Genomic DNA, 17,524 nt, shown 5'->3' with positions numbered 1-17,524 from the left:
CCCCCGCAGCCTGCACCAGCATCCATCAGACCGACGACGTCACGAACGTCACAGAGACCATTCAGAGCAAGGAGCACTCACCAGTGTTTGAACCAGCAATTCTCGTGCTCGAAGACGGCACCCGCTACACCGGGCGCGCCTACGGAGCACAGGGCACCACCTTTGGAGAGGCCGTCTTCGCCACCGGCATGACCGGCTACCAAGAGACCCTCACCGACCCGTCGTACGCAGGGCAGATCGTCATTCAGACGGCACCCCAGATCGGCAACACCGGCGTGAACGACGAAGACAACGAGTCGCGTCGCATCTGGGTCGCCGGCTATGCCGTTCGCGAGCCCAGTCGCATCGTGTCGAACTGGCGCGCCACCTCGAGCCTGGACGACGAGCTGGAGCGCCAGGGGATCATCGGCATCTCGCACATCGACACCCGTGCGCTGACCCGTCACCTGCGAGACAAAGGCGCGATGCGCGCCGGCATCTTCTCGGGAGACGCCGCCGCGCTGTCGCCGGACGAGCAGCTGAAGCAGGTTCTCGCCTCGCCGCACATGGCCGGGCAGAACCTGTCGGCCCAGGTGACCACGCCTGAGGCCTATGTCGAGCCGGCGGTCGGCCAGTCGCACGGCAACATCGCGATCATCGACCTCGGTGTCAAACGTGCGACGGTGCGCAAGCTCGCCGCACAGGGCTTCGACGTGCATGTGCTGCCCTACACGGCGACCTTCGAAGACATCCAGCGGCTCGAGCCGGTCGGCGTCTTCTTCTCGAACGGACCAGGCGACCCCGCGGCCAGCGACGACGTCATCGAGACGCTGCGGGAGGTGCTGGGCCATCGCATCCCCTTCTTCGGCATCTGCTTCGGCAACCAGCTGCTCGGCCGCGCGCTCGGTCTCGGCACGTACAAGCTGCCGTTCGGCCACCGCGGCATCAACCAGCCGGTGCTCGACAAGGCCACAGGTCGCGTCGAGATCACGGCGCAGAACCACGGCTTCGCGGTGCAGGCCGACACCGAGGGCGTCATCGACTCGCCCGAGGGCTTCGGCCGCGTCGAGGTCAGCCACATCGGCCTGAACGATCAGGTCGTCGAAGGGCTGCGCTGCCTCGACATCCCCGCGTTCTCGGTGCAGTACCACCCCGAGGCCACCGCCGGCCCGCACGATGCGAGCTACCTCTTCGATCGCTTCCGCGAGCTGGTGCTCAGCGGGCAGGGCGCAGCCACAGACGTTCAGGCTTCGGGCCTGGAAGGAGACGACAAGTAATGCCACGCAGAACAGACATCAACAGTGTGCTCGTCATCGGTTCGGGCCCGATCGTCATCGGCCAGGCCTGTGAGTTCGACTACTCCGGCACCCAGGCCTGCCGTGTGCTGCGCTCCGAGGGCATCCGCGTCATCCTGGTGAACTCGAACCCGGCCACGATCATGACCGATCCCGACTTCGCCGACGCGACCTATATCGAGCCGATCACCACCGAGGTGCTCGAGACCGTCATCGCGAAAGAGAAGCCCGACGCGATTCTGCCCACGCTCGGCGGCCAGACGGCGCTCAACGCGGCCATCCAGCTCGACAAGGCCGGCATTCTCGAGAAGTACGACGTCGAGCTGATCGGCGCCAAGGTCGATGCCATCGAACGCGGCGAGAACCGCGAGATCTTCAAAGAGCTCGTGGTCGAGTGCGGCGCCGACGTGGCTCGTTCGCACATCTGCCACACGCTCGAAGACTGCCTCGAGGCGGTCGAAGACCTGCACTACCCGGTCGTCGTGCGCCCCTCGTTCACCATGGGCGGGCTCGGCTCGGGCTTCGCCTACGACGAAGACGACCTGCGTCGCATCGCCGGTGCCGGGCTCGACTACTCGCCGACGGCCGAGGTGCTGCTCGAAGAGTCGATTCTGGGCTGGAAGGAGTACGAGCTCGAGCTGATGCGCGACAACGCCGACAACACGGTGGTCGTCTGCTCGATCGAGAACTTCGACCCGGTCGGCGTGCACACCGGAGACTCGATCACGGTCGCCCCGTCGCTGACGCTCACCGACGTCGAGTACCAGAAGATGCGCGACATCGGCATCGACATCATCCGCGCCGTGGGCGTGGACACCGGCGGCTGCAACATCCAGTTCGCGATCAACCCCGAGACCGGGCGCATCATCGTCATCGAGATGAACCCCCGCGTCTCGCGCTCGTCGGCGCTGGCCTCGAAGGCGACCGGCTTCCCGATCGCCAAGATCGCCGCAAAACTGGCCATCGGCTACCGCCTCGACGAGATTCCCAACGACATCACGCAGGTGACGCCGGCGAGCTTCGAGCCGACGCTCGACTACGTCGTCGTCAAGGTGCCGCGCTTCGCGTTCGAGAAGTTCCCCGCCGCCGACGACACGCTCACCACGACGATGAAATCGGTCGGCGAGGCCATGGCCATAGGCCGCACCTTCACACAGGCGCTGCAGAAGGCGCTGCGCTCGGTCGAGAAGAAGGGATCGACCTTCCACTGGGGCGAACTGCCGACCGATGCCGAGGGCAGGCCCAGCACTGCCGAAGAGCTGCTGCGCATCGCGAAGCGCCCGACCGACGGCCGCATCGTCACTCTGCAGCAGGCGATGCGCGCCGGCGCGTCGATCGAGCAGGCGCACGAGGCGACCGGCATCGATCCCTGGTACCTCGACCAGATCCAGCACATCAACGAGACCGCAGACTGGATCGCTGAGGCGGTCGAGCTCGACGCGCACGTGCTGCGCATCGCCAAGGAAGAGGGCTTCAGCGACGTGCAGATCGCGCAGCTGCGCGGTCTGACCGAGCAGCAGGTGCGCGACGCCCGGCATGGCTTCGGGCTGCGCCCCGTGTACAAGACGGTCGACACCTGCGCCGGTGAGTTCCCCGCGCGCACGCCGTACCACTACTCGACCTACGAGCAGGAGACCGAAGTCGCCAAGTCGGGCAAGAAGCGCATCGTGATTCTCGGCTCGGGCCCGAACCGCATCGGTCAGGGCGTCGAGTTCGACTTCTCGTGCGTGCACGCCTCGTTCGCACTCCACGACGCGGGCTACGAGACCATCATGGTCAACTGCAACCCAGAGACCGTGTCGACCGACTATGACACCTCTGATCGTCTGTACTTCGAGCCGCTCACACTCGAAGACGTGCTCGAGGTCATCCACGCCGAGAGCGAGGCCGGCGAACTCGTCGGTGTGATCGTGCAGCTCGGCGGGCAGACTCCGCTGGGGCTGGCCAAGGGGCTGAAGGCCGCGGGCGTGCCGATTCTCGGCACCACTCCCGAGGCCATCGACCTGGCAGAGGAGCGTGGCCTGTTCGCCGAGATCCTCGAACAGGCGAACCTGCTGGCGCCGCGCAACGGCATCGCGACGAACGTCGACGAAGCCCTCTCGGTGGCCGAGCACATCGGCTTTCCCGTGCTCGTGCGCCCGTCGTTCGTGCTCGGCGGTCGCGGCATGGAGATCGTCTACGACCGAGAGTCGATCATCGACTACTTCGAGCGCATCGGAGATCAGGCGCTGGTCAGCGCCGAGAACCCGCTGCTCGTCGACCGCTTCCTGGACGACGCGGTCGAACTCGACGTCGATGCGCTGTACGACGGCGAGGAGCTCTTCATCGGCGGCATCATGGAGCACATCGAGGAGGCCGGCATCCACTCCGGCGACTCGAGCTGCTCGCTGCCCGCGGTCAGCCTCGGCGAGTCGCACCTGCGCGCCGTGCGTCAGGCGACCCTGGGCATCGCCAAGGGCATCGGCGTCGACGGGCTGCTGAACGTGCAGTATGCGATCGCGGCAGGCGTGCTCTACGTCATCGAGGCGAACCCCCGTGCCAGCCGCACGGTGCCGTTCGTGTCGAAGGCATTGGGGCTGCCCCTGGCGAAGGCCGCCAGCCTCATCATGGCCGGACAGTCGATCGCCGACCTGCGCGAGCAGGGGGTGCTGCCCGAGCAGGACAGCACCTTCGTGCCCGCCTCGTCGCCGATCTCGGTGAAAGAGGCCGTGCTGCCCTTCAACCGCTTCACCACGCCTGAGGGCAAGGTCGTCGACTCGCTGCTCGGCCCCGAGATGCGTTCGACGGGCGAGGTCATGGGCATCGACTGGAACTTCCCGGTTGCCTTCGCCAAGGCCGAGACCGCGAGCAACGGCCCGCTGCCGCGCCGCGGCACCGTGTTCGTCTCGGTCGCCGATGACGACAAGCGCAACGTCGTTCTGCCGGTGCTGCGTCTGCAGACCATGGGATACGACATCGTCGCGACCGCTGGCACTCTGCAGGTGCTGCGCCGCAACGGCATCGAGGCGTCGCTCGTGCACAAGCTGAACGACGCGCAGGAGGACATCGTCGACCTGATCACCGCGGGCAGGATCGCGTTGGTGATCAACACGCCTGAGGGGCGCACAGGACGCACCGACGGGTACGAGATTCGTGCCGCGGCGACCGCACACGGCGTGCCGGTGTTCACCACGATCGCCGCGCTCAATGCGCTGGTGACCTCGCTCGAGGTCGTCGACGGGCCGTTCGAGGTGCACTCGCTGCAGGAGTTCGACCAGCTGCGCACCGAGGCCGCAGCACAGTGACCGAGTCAGACCTGCCGGTCGCCGGTCGGCGCCCGTTCGGCGCACGGCTCGCCGAGACCATCACGCGTCTCGGCGGGCTGTGCGTGGGCATCGACCCGCACCCCGCGCTCATCGAGCAGTGGGGATTCGTCGACAACGCGGCCTCGCTCGAACGCTTCGGCCTGACTGTCGTGGAGGCCGCCGCCGGCCGTGTCGGCATCGTCAAGCCGCAGGTCGCGCTCTTCGAACGCTTCGGGTCGAGCGGCATCGCTGCGCTGGAACGTGTGATCGCCGCGGCCCGGGCGGCCGGGCTGCTGGTGATCGCAGACGCCAAGCGCGGCGACATCGGCTCGACCAATGAGGGCTATGCGGCAGCGTGGCTCGCTGCCGAGGCGCCGCTGGCGAGCGATGCGCTCACCATCTCGCCGTACTTAGGTGTGGACGCTCTGACGCCGCTGGTCGATTTGGCCCGCGCCGAGGGCGCAGGGCTGTTCGTTCTCGCGGCGACGAGCAATCCCGAGGCCGAGGCGCTGCAGTCGGCGACGGTGATCGCAGAAGAGCGCACGGTCGCCGAGTCGGTGGCGGATGCCGTGGCCGGCTGGAACGCGACCGACGTCACCGCCGCTGCTGAGCTCGGCTCGTTCGGCATCGTCTTCGGCGCGACGCACGCTCCGGTGTCACGCGGGCTCGACATCCGTGAGACTCCGACGACGCTGCCGCTGCTCGTGCCCGGGTTCGGGGCGCAGGGCGCGCAGCTCAGCCAGCTCGACACGCTGTTTCCCGGCGCTCGCCATCGCGTCGTCGCAAACGTCTCGCGGTCGGTGCTGCGCGGCGGTTCCGAGGGGCTGGCCGACCGCATCGCCGAGGCTGTGGGAGAATTGCAGGCATGACCACCGCTGCAGAATCCGAGATCACGCCTGCGCGACTGACGGTGCTCGCCGGCCCCACCGCCGTCGGCAAGGGCACCGTCGCCGCCTACATTCGCGAGCACTGCCCGCAGGTGTGCCTGTCGGTGTCGGCGACCACGCGCAGGCCGCGACCGGGAGAGATCGACGGAGTGCACTACTATTTCGTCGACGACGCCGAGTTCGATCGCATGATCGCGCAGCATGAGCTGCTCGAATACGCGACGGTGCACAACTCCTACCGCTACGGCACGCCAGAGGCCCCCGTGCGCAGAGCGCTCGCCGAAGGCCGACCCGTGCTGCTTGAGATCGACCTGCAGGGTGCACGTCAGGTGCGTCGCAACGCGCCAGACGCCCGCCTCGTCTTTCTCTCGCCTCCGTCGTGGGACGAACTGGTGCGACGCCTCGTCGGGCGCGGCACTGAGACCGCCGAAGAGCAGCGGCGCAGACTTGAGACCGCAAAGGTCGAACTCGACGCACGAAGCGAGTTCGATGACGAAGTTGTGAACGACTCCGTGGCACGCGCCGCGAACGAAGTCGTACACTTGATGGGAATTCATCCCCAGAAGGAGACCCGCTGAATATGGCAAACACGTACGAAGGCATCATCAACCCGCCCATCGACGAGCTGCTGAAGCGCGTCGACTCGAAGTTCGGGCTGGTGATCTTCGCCTCGAAGCGGGCGCGCCAGATCAACGACTACTACTCAGATCTGCATGACGGCAGCCTGTTCAACAACGTCGGCCCGCTGGTCGACGCGAACGTCGAAGACGAGTCGCTGTCGATCGCTCTGCGCGAGATCGCCGAAGACAAGCTCGAGCTCACCAAGATCGACCCGGCCGAAGAGGCTGCGGCCAAGCAGGCCGCCCTCGACGCAGCGGCCGCAGACGCAGTCGCCGGCGAGGCGCTCGACAGCACCGCTGACTCCGCTGATTCGGCTGCCGCCGACACCACCGCGAACTAACCACCGTGCGCATCCTCTTCGGCGTGGCCGGCGGCATCGCCGCGTACAAGGCCGTGCAGGCTGTTCGTCTGCTGGTGAAGGCCGGCCATGACGTACACGTCGTGCCGACTGCGAACGCGCTGCGCTTCGTGGGCCTGCCGACGTGGGAGGCGATCTCGCGCAACCCGGTCTCGACCGAGCTGTTCGACGAGGTGTCGCGGGTGCGTCATGTCTCGATCGGCGAGCAGGCCGATCTCGTCGTGGTCGCCCCGGCGACGGCCGACCTCATCGCACGCGCCGTGCAGGGCCAGGCGGACGACCTGCTCACCTCGTCGCTGCTGGTCGCCGAGGCGCCGGTCATCTTCGTTCCGGCCATGCACTCGCAGATGTGGCGGCACCCGGCGACACAGGCCAACATCCAGTCTCTGCGCGATCGGGGAGTGAGCATTCTCGGGCCAGACGTCGGTCAGCTCACGGGCGACGATCAGGGCATCGGCCGCATGGTCGAGCCCGAGATCATCGCCGAGGCCGTCGAACGCAGTCTGCGCCCCAAAGACCTGGTCGGCCGAACGATCGTGATCAGCGCCGGCGGCACCCGAGAGCGCGTCGATCCGGTGCGGTTTCTGGGCAACGACTCGTCGGGCAAGCAGGGCGTGGCCATCGCCGAAGAGGCTCTCGCCCGCGGGGCCGAGGTCATCATCGTGGCTGGGCACCTCGACGTGCACACCCCGCGTGGGGCCGAGGTCATCAAGGCGCGCTACACCGAGTCGATGCGGCAGGCGATCGAGTCGCTCGCCGATGAGGCCGACTGCATCATCATGGCCGCCGCCATCGCCGACTACCGACCTGCCGACCCGGCCAGCGCGAAGCTGAAGAAAGCGCAGGAGGGCAGCGAGCTGAACCTGCGGCTGATCGCCAACCCCGACATCCTCAGTGAGATCTCGCACCGCTCGGGGCGCAGCAACCTGATCGTCGGCTTCGCCGCCGAGACTGCGTCGGGCGAGAGACTGCTCGAGCTGGGCCGGGCCAAGATCGAGCGCAAGGGCTGCGATCTGCTGGTGGTCAACGAGGTCGGCGAGGGCAAGACCTTCGGCTTTGACGACACTGACGTGACCATTCTCGACGCCAAGGGGCAGATCGTCGCCGAGGTGAACGGCCCCAAGCGCGAGGTCGCCGAGGTGCTGATGAATCAGGTCGCCCTGTCGATCTGACGCGCAGCGACACACACTGGCGTTCTGCGACCGGGTGTCGCACACTGGTTGCGGTGTGCTCGATCCCGGCGACGGGATCGCCTGGCGCGGCAGCCTCGACGCTGCAGCGATGATGAGCAATCTGACGGCGACGATCGGCCGCGTCTGCGCGCGCACGAGCGAGCACACGAGAACCTGAGCAAGACGAACGAAGGTAGAGGACGACGCATGAGTGAGAGTGAACTGCGACTGATCAGCAGTGAGTCGGTCACAGAGGGACACCCCGACAAAGTCTGCGACCAGGTCTCAGACGCGATTCTCGACGCCCTGCTCGAAGTCGACGATCAGTCGCTGACGGCCGTCGAGACGGTGGCGACCCGCGGGCTCGTGCACGTCGTCGGCGAGATCAAGACCGAGGGGTACGTCGAGATTCCGCAGATCGTTCGCGACGTCATCACCGGCATCGGCTACACCTCGAGCGACGTCGGCTTCGACGGTCGCAGCTGCGGCGTCTCGCTGTCGATCGGACAGCAGTCACAGGAGATTCGCGACGGCGTGCTCACCTCGTACGAGGTGCGTGAGCTCGGCTCGACCGACCCGTTCGACCGCCAGGGCGCCGGCGACCAGGGCATCATGTTCGGCTATGCGACCGACGAGACCCCCGAGTTCATGCCGGCGCCGATCGCCATGGCGCACAAGCTCACCCGTCGGCTGGCCGAGCTGCGGCACAGCGGCGAGCTGCCCTGGCTGCGCCCGGACGGCAAGGCCCAGGTCACGCTCGGTTATGAAGGCGCCGTACCGCGCACGGTGGATGCCGTGGTCGTCTCGACGCAGCATGATCCCGATCGCACGACCGCTGAGATCCACGAGGCCGTGCGTCGTCACGTGATCGACCCGGTGCTCGCAGACAGCGGGCTGGACGCCGCGGGCATGACCGCGTACATCAACCCGTCCGGCAGCTTCGTCGAGGGCGGCCCGGGTTCTGACGCCGGGCTCACCGGCCGCAAGATCATCGTCGACACGTATGGGGGAGCGGCTCACCACGGCGGGGGCGCCTTCAGCGGCAAAGACCCGTCGAAGGTCGATCGCTCCGCCGCGTACGCCCTGCGCCACGCTGCGAAGAACGCGGTCGCGGCGGGGCTGGCGAAGCGCCTCGAGATTCAGGTGGCCTACGCGATCGGCAAGGCGCGTCCGGTGGGACTCTACGCCGACTCGTTCGGCACGGGCACGCTCGGCAGCGATCGGCGCATCGCCGATGCGCTGCTTGAGGTGTTCGACCTGCGCCCTGAGGCGATTCTCGAGAACCTCGAACTGCGTCAGCCCGTCTACCAGCGCACGGCCGCCTACGGGCACTTCGGTCGTGACGAGCCCGGGTTCACTTGGGAGCGTCTCGACAAGGTCGATCAGCTGCGCGAGGCCGCCGGTCTCTGAACAGAAGCACTCCTGCCTGCAGAGCACCACGTGCTCGCCTCGGATGACGGCGGGGTCGTGTCTGCAGGGTCGGGTAGTGTGACAGCATGACCTCAGACGCGACGCCCCGCATCGCGCACGTCTGCATCGACTCACCGCTGCCGCATCTCGATCGCGACTTCGAGTACGCCGTTCCCGACGATCTCGTCGATCGCATTCGCGTCGGCAGCCGGGTCAAAGTGCCGTTCGGCCATCGTCGGCAGCTTGACGGATGGGTGACGTCGCTCACTGCCAGCGCCTCCTATGAGGGGCAGCTGCAGCCGATTCGCAAAGTGGTCGGCAGCGTTCCGCCGCTCGACCCCGCGATTTGGTCGCTCACCCGTGCGGTGGCCGACCGGCAGGCGGGCACCGCAGCCGATGTGCTGCGACTCGCACTGCCGGCACGTCATGCCAGAGCCGAACGCACATGGATGACGAAGCATCCCGAGGCCGCCGCACGCCTCACCGGTGAGCCTCTGCCGGGCTCAGACGTCGACTCCGACGACGAGACCGAGCACGGCGCAGTCGGCGAACGCGTGGTCGAAGACGCACCCGGCACCGCACCGTCGACAGCCGATCCTGTGGCCTCGTGGGAGCATCCCCGAGTGCATCAGCAGCCGCATGTGGGCTGCGACCTCATCTCGAACAACCGCGTGGTCTCTGCCTGGGTCACCGATGTGGTCGGCCTGGTTCGCGAAGCGCTCGCGCGGGGAGAGTCGACGATCGTCGCGGTTCCCGACCAGCGCGACGTCGTTCAGGCGCACGGCGCGCTCGTCGAGCGGTTCCCCGACGAGACCGTCGCGAGGCTCGACGGAGCCGTCGATGACGACACCCGGTATCGGTCGTTTCTCGACGTGCTCGGCGGGGTCGCACGCATCGTCGTCGCCACGCGCGCCGCAGCCTACGCGCCGGCCCAGCACCTCGGGCAGCTGATCGTCGTCGACGACGGCGACCCCTCGTATCTCGAGCCGCACGCCCCGTACGCGCATCTGCGCGACGTGGCCCTGATCCGACAGCAGCAGAGCGGGTGCCGTCTGGTGTTCCTCTCTTCGTCGCGGTCGGTCGCGGTGCAGCGTCTCGTCGATATCGGCTATGTCGAACCGGGCGTGCCGGTGGTGCATCCGCGGGTGATTCCCGCTGCCGCGATCTGGGGAGACGACCCCATGCTGCAGCTCGCGCGCATTCCGCAGATCGCCTATACGATCGCGCGCCGGGCCCTGGCCAGCGGGCCGGTGCTCGTGCAGGTGGCCCGTGCCGGCTACCAGCGCGAAGTCACCACAGACGAAGGCACACGGCAGCTGGCCGGCGCCGGGCGCACGGCCGACGAACTTGGCCGGGCGTTCAGCGAGGTGCCGGTGATCGTGGCCACCGCCGAGCAGCCTCGCGAGCAGGTGAGCGCGAGCCCGGCGCTTGTCGTGGCCACCGCAGGCAGCGAACCGCGGTGCCCGAACGGGTACGGAGCCGTGCTGCTGCTCGACGCGCTCTCCATCGTCTCGCGTGAGGGGCTGACGGCCAGCGAAGACGCCATGCGGCACTGGTTCGCCGCGGCTGCACTGGCACGATCCGACGCCACGGTCGTGCTCACCGGCGTGCAGGGCAGACTCGCCGATGCCCTTGTGCAGTGGGATGCTGCGCAGTTCGCCCACGACGAGCTGGCTCAGCGCGTCGCGCTGGGGTTTCCGCCGGCCGTGCGCTTCTTCTCGATCTCGACGGCCCAGGGGGGTACACAGGAGGCGCTCGACGACGCGCAGCTGCCCGAGAGCGTCGAAGTCGTTCAGACCCAGCTGCTGCCCAGCGAGCCGGGCGAGGGCGAGCCCACGCTCGAAGAGGTGACGCTGCTGCGGGTGCCGTACTCAGTCGGTGCCGCCACGGCACGGGCGCTGAAGGCGGCAGTGGTGCGCGCCACCACCGGCCCGGTGCGCAGACAGCGTCGCCTGCGCGTGCACGCCGACGACGTGCGCATGCTGCAGACGAGCTGATCAGACCGTCACGGTGGCCGGCGGACGCCAGACCGGTACCATGGGGTGTGCACACACGATGCGCGGCCAGCGCAAACCTGTGACCGGCCGTCGTCGTCCAACATCGCTGCTTCGCGCAGCGTGAAAGGTTGCGATCATGGCCATTCGGTACACCCTTCCCACCACTGAGATTCTGCAGGAGCTCGCCGGTGAGCGCCCGGCGTCAGTGACGGTCTACGTCGACGCTCAGCCGACGGTGACGGAGCGCGAACGTGCGCAGACCGCCGTGAAGAGCCTGTTCGACGAAGCCGTATCGCAGCTGAAAGTGGCCGGTGAGCCGCAGAGCGTCATCGACGCGATTCAGACGCGTCGTGACGAGGTGCTCGCTGAGAACGACGTCTGGGCAGATCTCGCACGGTCGCTCGCCATCTTCGTCTCACCCGACTTCAGCGACGTCTTCGTGCTGCCCAGCCGCATCGACGACGCGGTCTTCGTGAGCAATCGGTTCGCCGTCGGCCCGCTGCTGCGTGCGGTCAGCCAGCTGCAGGAGGCCCATGCTCTGACCCTCTCGGCCAAGGGCTGGTCACTCTGGCATGCGACTCCTGAGAGCCGAGCCGAGAAGGTCGTGCCCGAGGGCGACTGGCCGGCCGATGCCGAAGAGGCGAACGGCAGTCCAGACCTCGACGGGGGCAAAGACCGGGCGAGCCGTCCGAGCAAGATCGAGAACGATCGCTCGCTCTACTATGCGGCGTATGCACGCGAGGTTGCTCGTGCCACCGCTGCCGAGCTCCAGCGTGCAGACCCGAAAGGCCGGGTGCCGCTGGTGGTCTTCGCCGTGAGCCCGCTGGCCGAGATGTTTCCGCAGCACTTCGCGGCGAGCGACAGCACCGCTCGCGACGTCACCGTGATCGAGCAGGCGGCAGACCATCTGCAGGCCGCCGCCGTCGACGAGCGCATCCGCCATTTTCTCTCTCGCTACAACGTCGAGACCGTCGATGCGGCGCTGCGCAGCCTCGGTGAGAGCGACGGGTCACGCGTCGAGCGCGACCTCGCCGCCGTGGGTCGCGCCGCAGCACAGGGCGCGATCGATACGCTCTACTACGACATCACCAGCCACGTGCACGGCAACTACGACGGTGAGACCGGCACGCTGGCTCTGGACGAGGGCTCAGACGACGTGCTCGGCGAGATCGCGCTGACCGTGCTGCGTCTCGGCGGCAAGGTCGTGGCCGTGCGCGGAGCCGTCCTCGACCAGGACTACTGGACGGGGCCGGTCGTCGCGTTGCGTCGCTTCCCGGCCTGACCGACGAGCACCGACCGCGGCACGGGCGTCTGCGGTCAGCTCGCCGACGCGCATCCGCTGCGCGCATGACCCGATGCGCACCGCGCCACGTACACTGGTGCGGTGCGCATCATCTTTGCCGGAACCCCTGAGATCGCAGCCACCGTGCTGCGCCGAATCATCGACTCACCCCACGAGATCGCCGCCGTGGTCACCCGCCCGGACGCCCCGCTGGGGCGCCGCCGCCGTCTGACGCCGAGCCCTGTGGCCGCGCTGGCAGAGGCCGAGGGCCTGCCCGTCGTCCGTGCCACCCGCATCACCGCCGAGGCGCTCGACGAGATCCGTGAGACCGCCGGCCCAGTCGACCTCGGGGTCGTCGTCGCCTACGGCGCGATTCTGCCCGACGACCTGCTCGACCTGCCGGCGCACGGCTGGATCAACCTGCACGTCTCACTGCTGCCGCGCTGGCGCGGCGCCGCCCCCGTGCAGCGGGCGATCGCAGCGGGGGATGCCCCGCTCGGCTTCTCGGTCATCGGCGTGACGAGCGAACTCGACGCCGGCGACGTCTACGAGCAGCAGACGGTAGCGGGTCTCGACGACGCGACAGCCGGAGAGGTGCTGCGGCGCATGGGCGTCGAGGGCGCAGAGAGCGTCGTGGCAGTGGCGGATGGCCTGGCCGCCGGCACCGCACATCCTGTCGCGCAGAAAGGCGAAGTGACCGTGGCCGCCAAGCTCGATCGGCAATTCGGCCGCCTGAGCTGGATGCAGCCTGTCGCTCAGGTGTTCAACCGCTGGCGCGCAGCGACGCCCGAACCGGGGGCGTGGACGACCCTCGACGGCGACACCTGCAAGGTCCTGCGTCTAGGGCGACCTGATCCGGCGGTCCAGACGCCGTCGCTTCAGCCGGCCGGCAGCGTCGTGCTGTGGCAGCGCCGCGTGCTCGTGGCGACAGCCGACGGCTGGCTCGAACTGCTCGAGGTGCAGCCCGCAGGCAGACGCGGCATGGCAGCCCGTGACTGGGCCAACGGTCTGCGCCAGCAGGGCGCCGCGGCCGACCAGCCTCTGGCGGTGTTCGCATGAGCCGGAACGATCGCCGATCAGACCGGTCTCAGAGCCGCCGACACGATTCCGGCCGCAATGAGCGTGGCGGCGACCGCCCGCAGCAGCGTCGAGCCGACCCGCGTCGGCTCGCGCTCGGCGTGCTCGAAGAGGTCGATGCCAACGACGCCTATGCGAACCTGCTGCTGCCGGCCCGCCTGGCAGACAGCGGCCTCGAACCGCGAGACCGCGGCTTCGTCACCGAACTCGTCTACGGCACCCTGCGCTGGCGAGCCCTCTACGACGAGCTGATCAGCCGCGCCGCACGTCGCGACGCGAGTGAACTCGACCGACGCGTGCGCGACATCCTGCGTCTCGGCGCCCATCAGGCGCTGCACATGCGGGTGCCCGGGCATGCCGCGGTCAATGAGACGGTGTCACTGGCGAAGCGCACACGCGAGGCGAAGGCTGCGGGCCTGATCAACGCCGTCATGCGTCGGCTCACCGAGCGCAGCCTCGACGAGTGGGTGAGCGTGCTGCAGGCCGAACTGCCCGCCGACCGGTACCTGAGCGTGCGCTGGTCGCATCCCGAGTGGATCGTGCGCGCCCTGCGCAAGTCGCTCGCCGCCGACGGACGCGACGGAGACCTCGAAGCGCTGCTGGCCGCCGACAACGCCGCACCGGCCGTCAACCTCGTCGCACTGCCGGGCGTCGCCGACCGCGCTGACATTCCGGGCACCACGGCGAGCCCGTTGTCGCCGTTCGGCGCGGTGCTCGAACACGGCGATCCGCTCGAGCTGTGTCGACGCGGCGTGCGAGTGCAGGACGTCGGCTCTCAGCTGGCGGCCCTCGCGCTCGCGGCCGCACCCGACGGCGGCGACCGACCCGGTGCATCCGCCGACGACGAGGGCGAGCGTTGGCTCGATCTGTGCGCCGGCCCCGGCGGCAAGACCGCGCTGCTCGCCGCGCTCGCCGCCCGGCACGAGCCGAAGGCTGCGCTGCGCGCCAACGAGCCGGTGCCGCACCGCGCCGATCTGGTGCGGCGGGCGCTGGAGGAGTCCGGGTTCGGCGCCGTCACCGTCGACCAGCACGACGGCGCCACCGAGCTCGAACGGGTGTCGGGGCAGTGGCATCGGCTGCTGATCGACGCGCCGTGCACCGGGTTGGGGGCGTTGCGTCGCCGGCCGGAGTCTCGCTGGCGCAAGCAGCCGACGGATCTGCGCGACCTGACCGCCCTGCAGCAGCGGCTGCTCGACGCAGCCGTCGCCTCGGCGCGCCCCGGTGCGCTGATCGCCTATGTGACCTGCTCGCCGCACCTGGCTGAGACGCGCCGACAGATCGACGCGCTGCTGGCGCGGCAGCCGGGAACGCTGGATGTGCTCGACACGGCGGGCATACTCGTCGAGGCTGACGCCGGGCTCGGCCCCGGAGCAGCGTCCGGTCTCGGAGCGAGTGACAGACCTCTGGTCGGCTCAGGTGCTCTAGGGCTGCAGCTCTGGCCGCATGTGCACGCGAGCGACGGCATGTTCGTCTCGGTGCTGAGGAGGCGCTGATGGCTCCGCACAGTTCGCCCGAGATGGCGACCGGGCCCATTGCGCTGCCGGAGGGTGCCGCGAGACCGTCGCAGCTCTCACGACAGCCGCGTCGCAGCGGCCTGATGCTTGGTATCGGCACCTATCTGATCTGGGGAGCGCTGCCGCTCTACTTCATGCTGATGGCGCCGACCGGACCGTTCGAGCTCGTGGCCGCGCGAGTGGTCTTCTCCGCGGTGTTCTGCGTGCTGCTGGTGACTGTGACACGGCAGTGGCGGCATCTGGTCGCACTGTTCCGAGAACCGCGGGTGCTGCTGACGCTCACCGCCGCAGCACTGCTGATCTATGCGAACTGGCAGCTCTACGTGATCGCCGTAACCAGCGAACACGTGCTCGAGGCGTCGCTCGGCTACTTCATCAACCCGATCGTGACGGTTCTGCTCGCAGTGTTTGTGCAGCACGATCGGCTCAGCCGTGTGCAATGGGCGGCGGTCTGCCTGAGTACGGTCGCCGTGGTCGTGCTCGTGGTGGCCTACGGGCAGCTGCCTTGGATCGGTCTCGGCCTCGCATTCAGCTTCGGCTTCTACGGGCTGATCAAGTCGAAGGTCGGCGAGCGCGTCGATGCCATCAGCGGTCTCACCATCGAGACCACGCTGCTCTTGCCCATCGCTGTGGTGGTGCTGCTGGTGGTGGAGTTCGCCGGAGCCGGTCTGACCTTCGGGCGCACCGGCCTCGGCCACGCGCTGCTGCTGGCATCGGCGGGTGTGGTCACTGCGGTGCCGCTGATCACGTTCGCGGCAGCATCGAGAAGACTGCCGCTCAGTTGGATCGGCTTTTTGCAGTATCTGGCCCCGACGATGCAGTTCGTCATCGGCGTCGTCGTGTTGCATGAGCCGATGCCGACGAGCCGCCTGGTCGGCTTCGCACTGATCTGGACGTCGATCGTGCTGCTGATCGTCGATGGGATCGTGCAGAGCCGTCGGCATCGCATTGCTAGACTCAGTGCCCGTGCCTGACAGTCCAGTGAGCCCGCGGCCCGAGAACCAGCGCAAGAATCAGCCGACTTCCGAGCGGCGCGATGCCGCAGCATCCGCCGGCGCGATGTCGCAGCACGGTGTGGCCGGCGCTTGCTCGACTCCAGGTGCACGCACTCTTGGCTCACCCGTCCCAGACCTCGAGCCGCGCTTTCGACGACGCGCCGTCGTGCTTGCGTCGGCCGCAGCGATGGGCGGTTTTCTCTTTGGGTTCGACTCGTCGGTCATCAACGGGGCAGTCGACTCGGTCAACCATCACTTCACGCTCGGCGATGCGCTGACTGGCTTCGTGGTCGCCGTCGCGCTGCTCGGCTCAGCTGCAGGGGCGATGTTCGCGGGCGCGCTTGCCGATCGCTGGGGGCGCCTGTGGGTGATGCGCATCGGCGCGATCATGTTCTTCGTCAGCTCGATCGGCGCCGCGTTCACGGTGAGCGTGCCCGACCTGATTCTGTGGCGCGTGATGAGCGGCGTCGGTGTGGGCATCGCGTCGGTGGTGGCGCCAGCGTACATCGCCGAGATCGCGCCGCAGCGCATTCGCGGCAGTCTGGGGTCACTGCAGCAGCTCGCGGTGACGCTCGGCATCTTCGCGGCGCTGCTTTCCGATTCGCTTTTGGCACATGGTGCCGGCGGTGCGTCGCAGGCGCTCTGGTTCGGCATGCCCGCCTGGCGGTGGATGCTGTTGGTCGGCGTGATTCCGGCCGCCGTCTACGGAGTGCTTGCGGTGCTGCTGCCCGAGTCTCCGCGCTTTCTGGTGGCCGTGGGGCGTGAGCAGGCGGCGCGAGCAGTGCTGGCGAAACTCACTCCGAGCCGTGCGCTGGACGGCACGATCGGCGAGCTCGAAGCTGCCATCGCGACCGATCGCAGCCAGTCGAAGGCGTCGCTGCGCGGATCCAGGCTCGGGCTGCAGCCGATCGTGTGGATCGGCATCGTGCTCTCGGTTCTGCAGCAGTTCGTCGGCATCAACGTGATCTTCTACTACTCGACCACGCTGTGGAAGGCGGTCGGGTTCACCGAGAGCAACTCGCTCACGATCAGCGTGATCACATCGGTGACGAACGTGCTGGTCACGATCATCGCGATCGTGCTGGTGGACCGGGTGGGCAGGCGACCGATCCTGCTGAGCGGGTCGGTGCTGATGGCCGTGTCGCTGGGCGCCATGGCGGTCAGTTTCTCGTTCGCGGTCGATGTGAACGGGGCACCGAGCCTGCCTGCGCCCTGGGGCATCATCGCTCTGGTCGCAGCCAATCTCTTCGTCATTGGGTTCGGAGCCTCGTGGGGGCCGCTGGTGTGGGTGCTGCTGGGCGAGATCTTCCCGAGCCGCATTCGCGGCCGGGCACTCGGTCTTGCTGCCGCGGCGCAGTGGGTGGCGAACTTCTTGGTGACGGTGTCGTTTCCCTCGATGGGCGCGTGGTCGCTGCCCATCACCTACGGGATTTACGCGCTGGTCGCCCTGTTCTCGTTCTTCTTTGTGCTGCGGCGCATTCCTGAGACAAAGGGTGCTGCGCTCGAGCAGACGGAGGCGATCTTCGCACGAGGTGTCATAGCGCGGCCGGGCAAATCAGCACAGATGTGACAGATCTGCGTCAGAACGACCGCGGTTGTCACTTTGGTGCGATTTCGGCGGGGTGCTGTCACACCTGCGCTGCTGGGGCGCCG

At 68.1% G+C, this 17,524-nt stretch carries 12 protein-coding genes and 2 pseudogenes; all 14 read left to right on the top strand.

Translation table 11 applies throughout. The annotated features are described in order from the left end of the window. Window positions 1-83 precede the first annotated feature (83 nt). The 14 genes and pseudogenes from carA (at window position 84) to F8O06_RS06555 (ending at window position 17,441) form a co-directional block, all read left to right on the top strand. Window positions 84-1,256 carry a glutamine-hydrolyzing carbamoyl-phosphate synthase small subunit gene (gene carA / locus F8O06_RS06615; protein WP_158038076.1) on the top strand — a complete coding sequence of 391 codons (1,173 nt, stop codon included), beginning with the start codon at window positions 84-86 and terminating at the stop codon, window positions 1,254-1,256. Further along, window positions 1,256-4,558, top strand: a complete 3,303-nt coding sequence (gene carB / locus F8O06_RS06610; RefSeq protein WP_158038075.1) for a carbamoyl-phosphate synthase large subunit — start codon at window positions 1,256-1,258, stop codon at window positions 4,556-4,558. Before carA ends, carB begins: the two co-directional genes overlap by 1 nt. After that, window positions 4,555-5,427, top strand: a complete 873-nt coding sequence (pyrF, locus tag F8O06_RS06605; protein WP_225733426.1) for an orotidine-5'-phosphate decarboxylase — start codon at window positions 4,555-4,557, stop codon at window positions 5,425-5,427. Before carB ends, pyrF begins: the two co-directional genes overlap by 4 nt. A gap of 32 nt (window positions 5,428-5,459) precedes the next feature. Further along, window positions 5,460-6,023 (top strand): annotated as a pseudogene (gmk, locus tag F8O06_RS06600) (guanylate kinase); the annotation flags it as partial. 2 nt (window positions 6,024-6,025) lie between these two features. Next, a pseudogene (gene rpoZ, locus F8O06_RS06595) lies at window positions 6,026-6,277 on the top strand (DNA-directed RNA polymerase subunit omega); the annotation flags it as partial. Window positions 6,278-6,411: 134 nt separating this feature from the next. Continuing rightward, complete coding sequence (coaBC, locus tag F8O06_RS06590; RefSeq protein WP_158038073.1) at window positions 6,412-7,596, top strand: bifunctional phosphopantothenoylcysteine decarboxylase/phosphopantothenate--cysteine ligase CoaBC; 1,185 nt, start codon at window positions 6,412-6,414, stop codon at window positions 7,594-7,596. Between the two features lie 55 nt (window positions 7,597-7,651). Beyond that, window positions 7,652-7,774: a hypothetical protein gene (locus tag F8O06_RS12470; RefSeq protein ID WP_263970005.1), complete on the top strand. Its 123-nt coding sequence runs from the start codon at window positions 7,652-7,654 to the stop codon at window positions 7,772-7,774. Window positions 7,775-7,803: 29 nt separating this feature from the next. After that, on the top strand, window positions 7,804-9,006 hold the full coding sequence (gene metK / locus F8O06_RS06585; protein WP_158031566.1) for a methionine adenosyltransferase: 1,203 nt from the start codon (window positions 7,804-7,806) through the stop codon (window positions 9,004-9,006). An 86-nt stretch (window positions 9,007-9,092) separates the two neighbouring features. Beyond that, window positions 9,093-11,003, top strand: coding sequence for a hypothetical protein (locus F8O06_RS06580; protein ID WP_158038072.1), 1,911 nt, complete (start codon window positions 9,093-9,095; stop codon window positions 11,001-11,003). A 136-nt stretch (window positions 11,004-11,139) separates the two neighbouring features. After that, window positions 11,140-12,285 (top strand): hypothetical protein, encoded by a 1,146-nt coding sequence (locus F8O06_RS06575; RefSeq protein WP_158038071.1) that lies wholly within the window; start codon window positions 11,140-11,142, stop codon window positions 12,283-12,285. A 102-nt stretch (window positions 12,286-12,387) separates the two neighbouring features. Continuing rightward, a complete protein-coding gene (gene fmt, locus F8O06_RS06570; protein ID WP_158038070.1) occupies window positions 12,388-13,344 on the top strand; it encodes a methionyl-tRNA formyltransferase in 957 nt (318 codons plus the stop codon). Further along, on the top strand, window positions 13,341-14,855 hold the full coding sequence (locus F8O06_RS06565; RefSeq protein WP_158038069.1) for a transcription antitermination factor NusB: 1,515 nt from the start codon (window positions 13,341-13,343) through the stop codon (window positions 14,853-14,855). The genes fmt and F8O06_RS06565 overlap by 4 nt, the downstream gene beginning before the upstream one ends. Continuing rightward, entirely contained in the window at window positions 14,855-15,850 is a 996-nt protein-coding gene (rarD, locus tag F8O06_RS06560; RefSeq protein ID WP_318655642.1) for an EamA family transporter RarD, read from the top strand. Before F8O06_RS06565 ends, rarD begins: the two co-directional genes overlap by 1 nt. A 208-nt stretch (window positions 15,851-16,058) precedes the next feature. After that, complete coding sequence (locus F8O06_RS06555) at window positions 16,059-17,441, top strand: sugar porter family MFS transporter (RefSeq protein ID WP_412973463.1); 1,383 nt, start codon at window positions 16,059-16,061, stop codon at window positions 17,439-17,441. Window positions 17,442-17,524: the final 83 nt, after the last annotated feature.

Source organism: Pseudoclavibacter sp. CFCC 14310 (assembly GCF_008831165.1).
Taxonomy (GTDB): domain Bacteria; phylum Actinomycetota; class Actinomycetes; order Actinomycetales; family Microbacteriaceae; genus Pseudoclavibacter_A.
This window is presented reverse-complemented; position numbering and strand designations above follow the sequence as displayed.

Coding starts and splice junctions, on each gene's coding strand:
- F8O06_RS06580 (WP_158038072.1), top strand. CDS start 9,093: ATGACCTCAGACGCGACGCCCCGCATCGCGCACGTCTGCATCGACTCA.
- carB (WP_158038075.1), top strand. CDS start 1,256: ATGCCACGCAGAACAGACATCAACAGTGTGCTCGTCATCGGTTCGGGC.
- metK (WP_158031566.1), top strand. CDS start 7,804: ATGAGTGAGAGTGAACTGCGACTGATCAGCAGTGAGTCGGTCACAGAG.
- F8O06_RS06565 (WP_158038069.1), top strand. CDS start 13,341: ATGAGCCGGAACGATCGCCGATCAGACCGGTCTCAGAGCCGCCGACAC.
- F8O06_RS06575 (WP_158038071.1), top strand. CDS start 11,140: ATGGCCATTCGGTACACCCTTCCCACCACTGAGATTCTGCAGGAGCTC.
- rarD (WP_318655642.1), top strand. CDS start 14,855: ATGGCTCCGCACAGTTCGCCCGAGATGGCGACCGGGCCCATTGCGCTG.
- F8O06_RS06555 (WP_412973463.1), top strand. CDS start 16,059: ATGGGCGGTTTTCTCTTTGGGTTCGACTCGTCGGTCATCAACGGGGCA.